The organism is Arenimonas sp. (genome assembly GCF_019459675.1).
In the GTDB taxonomy this organism is placed as follows: domain Bacteria; phylum Pseudomonadota; class Gammaproteobacteria; order Xanthomonadales; family Xanthomonadaceae; genus Arenimonas.
In genome coordinates, this window is sequence record NZ_JAIBFH010000377.1 from 1 (window position 1) to 3,187 (window position 3,187).

The window sequence follows — 3,187 nt, forward strand, 5'->3', positions numbered from 1 at the left end:
TGTCGGTGGAGACGTTGTTGATCTGCGGCAGGAAGCCGTTGGGATAGATGGACCGGATGTTGCGGGCGTCACCGGCGGGGCGGAAGAAGCCGTTCGAGATCGCGTCGCGCTTGGTGTAGATGCCGGTGCTGTAGACAACGAAGTTGTCGTTGAAGGCGATTTCGCCGTTGTAGGTGAACGAGCCGTAGTCCACGGCCGGGTCGCCCTGCCGCTGCACCACCACGCCCAGCGGCGCCGAGGTGGGCGACGGGGTACCGATGAACGGGCGCGCGCGGTCGGTCTGGTCCTGCTCGCCGTACTGCGCCGAAAGATGGATGAAGCCTTCTTCGCCCAGCGCGAAGCCGGCGTCGGCGCCGAGCTGGCTGGTGTCGCCGTCGCCGGCGCTGTACTGGCCGTGGCGCGCGGCCACGCTGCCGCCGGAGCGGCTGCCCTTGAGCACGATGTTAATCACGCCGGCGATGGCGTCCGAGCCGTACTGCGCCGACGCGCCGTCGCGCAGCACTTCCACGCGGTCGATGGCCGACATCGGAATGGTGTTGAGGTCCACCGGCGACGAGCTGCGGCCCTGCGAACCGTTGACGTTCACCAGGGAACCGGTGTGGTAGCGCTTGCCGTTCACCAGCACCAGCACGTGGTCGGGCGACAGGCCGCGGATCTGGGCGGGGCGAACCGTGTCGGTGCCGTCGTTGATGGCGGGGCGCGGGAAGTTGAGCGAGGGCAGGGCGCGCGACAGGGCCGTGGCGAGTTCAGGCGTGCCGGTGGCGGTGAGCGCTTCCACCGTCAGGATGTCGATCGGCGCGGTGGATTCGGCCACCGTGCGGTCGGCCACCCGGGTGCCGGTGACGATGATCGAGTCGAGTACGGCCGTTTCCTTGGGTTCTTCCGGGGCGGCGGTCTGGGCGAAGGCGGGGCCGGCGGCCAGTGAGGCCAGCAGCGCGAGGGTGAGCGGATGGCGGCGCATGGTGTGACTCCAGTGGGTTCGGGTAGCCACGTGATATCACGTGGCCGGGGGGCAATCCAGCAAACTTTCTGTCATGTACTGATGCCCGGTGGACCGTATGGTTCGGGCGGCCGGGCGCATCACTTGGCCTTCACGGTGCCGGGACACGCCGATGGCGACCATCGCCCCATGTCGGTCCACGTCGTCTGGTTCAAGCGTGACCTGCGCGCTGCCGATCACCCCCCGCTTTAGGCGGCGGCCGCGCGCGGGGCGGTGCTGCCCCTGTATATCGCCGAGCCCGCCTACTGGCAGCTGCCCGACACCAGCGGGCGGCAGTGGCAGGCCACGGAGGAGGCGCTGCGCGACCTGCGCGACGACCTGGCCCGCTGCGGCCAGCCGCTGGTGGTCCGACAGGGGGATGCGCTGGCCGTGCTGGAGGACATCCGCCTGCGGCACGGCATCGCCGCCCTGTGGTCCCATGAGGAAACCGGCAACGACTGGACCTTCCAGCGCGACCGCCGCGTGGCGGCCTGGGCGAAGAGCCACGGCATCGGCTGGCACCAGGAGCCTTGCGGCGGCGTGCAGCGCGGGCTGCGCCGGCGCGAAGGCTGGGCGCGCGAATGGGAGCGGCGCCTGTCGCCGGCGCCGCTGGCCGAACCGGCGTTGGCCCCGCTTGCCGTCGAGCCGGGCCAGATTCCCGACAGCCAGGCCCTGGGCATGGCGCACGACGACTGCCCGGGCCGCCAGCACGGCGGCCGCCGGCGTGGGCAGCGGGCGCTGGCCACGTTCCTGGCCGGGCGGGGCGCCGGCTACATGCGCGGCATGAGCAGCCCGCTGTCGGCGCAAACCCGCTGCTCGCGCTTCTCGGTGGCGCTGGCCACCGGTGCGCTGTCGCTGCGCGAAGTGGTGCATGCGGTGCGCACGCAGGGCGAGGCCGGGCCCGGGCCGGTGCCGCTGCGCGACCTGGTGTCGCTGGAAAAGCGCCTGCACTGGCACTGCCACTTCATCCAGAAACTCGAGAGCGAGCCGGAGATCGAGTTCCGGAACGTGCACCGCGGCTTTGACGGCCTGCGCGAGGATGACTTCCGCCGCGACTGGTTCGACGCCTGGGCGGGTGGCGAAACCGGCTGGCCGTTCGTGGACGCCTGCCTGCGCAGCCTGCGCGCCACCGGCTGGATCAACTTCCGCATGCGCGCGATGCTGGTTTCCGTGGCCAGCTACCAGCTGTGGCTGCACTGGCCCGAACCCGCGCACCACCTGGCGCGCCTGTTCACCGACTACGAGCCGGGCATTCACTACCCGCAGGTGCAGATGCAGGCCGGCGTCACCGGCATCAACATCCCGCGCATGTACAACCCGATCAAGCAGTCGCAGGACCAGGATCCCCGGGGTGAATTCATACGGCACTGGCTGCCCGAGCTGGCGGGCGTGCCCGACGACTGGATCCACACGCCCTGGCTGATGGGCGGAGCGCATCAGAGAAGCGCGGGCGCGGTGATCGGCCGCGACTATCCGGCGCCCGTGCGCGACCATGAACAGGCGGCCCGCGAGGCGCGCGCCAGGCTTACGGCGTGGAAGCGCCAGCACGTGGAGCGCGAGGAAAGCCGGCGCGTCTTCGAAAAGCACGGCAGTCGCGCCCGGCAGCGCAAGCGCGGCAACCGCCGCAAGCCCGAGCCGGCGCCGCCGGTGCCCACGGCCCTGCAGCCCGACCTTTTCTGAAAACAGCGGGTGGCGGCGGCTAGCCGCCCCGCAGGTTGCGGAACGGCGGCGCCGACATCGCCATCTCGGCCATGCTGTGCGCCAGCTCCTTCTCGGCCAGCACCGCGCCGTCGGCGCCTTGGGCCAGCAGGTGGCGCACCTCGGCGTCGCTGTGCGCGCGCGCCAGGATGGTCAGGCCGGGGTTGATCGCGCGCAGGCGGGCGACGGTCTCGCCGGCCTCCAGCGCGTGCGGGATGGCCATCACCAGCAGCTGCGCGGCCGCGGGCGAGGCCTCGGCCATCACCTGCTCGGCGGCGGCGTTGCCGCGGATGGCCGGGAAGCCGTCGGCGCGGGCTTTCTGCACCAGGTCGTGGTCGTCGTCGAGCACCAGCAGGGGCACGCCGCGCTCGCGCAGCAGCTTGGCGATCTCGCTGCCGACGCGGCCGAAGCCCACCACGATGGCATGGCCTTCGGTGGGCAGCGCCGGCCCGCCCTGGGGCCCGGGCGACTCCGGCGACTGCGGTTCGGGTACGTTCTTCTGCGCCGACT

3 protein-coding genes and 1 pseudogene are annotated in these 3,187 nt (G+C 71.6%); 2 read left to right on the forward strand and 2 right to left on the reverse strand.

Features of this window, described 5'->3' with window-relative positions; all coding sequences use genetic code 11:
- Positions 1 to 961 (reverse strand): TonB-dependent receptor plug domain-containing protein (locus K0M70_RS12540; protein ID WP_290782444.1); only part of this gene is annotated, 961 nt, incomplete at its 3' end.
- Positions 962 to 1,204: 243 nt separating this feature from the next.
- Here K0M70_RS12540 and K0M70_RS12545 point away from each other — a divergent pair.
- Both K0M70_RS12545 and K0M70_RS12550 read left to right on the forward strand, forming a co-directional pair.
- Positions 1,205 to 1,492: pseudogene (locus tag K0M70_RS12545) on the forward strand (deoxyribodipyrimidine photo-lyase); the annotation flags it as partial.
- A 27-nt stretch (positions 1,493 to 1,519) separates the two neighbouring features.
- Positions 1,520 to 2,659 (forward strand): FAD-binding domain-containing protein, encoded by a 1,140-nt coding sequence (locus K0M70_RS12550; protein WP_343211216.1) that lies wholly within the window; start codon positions 1,520 to 1,522, stop codon positions 2,657 to 2,659.
- 19 nt (positions 2,660 to 2,678) lie between these two features.
- Here the strand turns inward: K0M70_RS12550 and K0M70_RS12555 are convergent.
- Positions 2,679 to 3,187 (reverse strand): NAD-binding protein (locus K0M70_RS12555; RefSeq protein ID WP_290782446.1); only part of this gene is annotated, 509 nt, incomplete at its 5' end.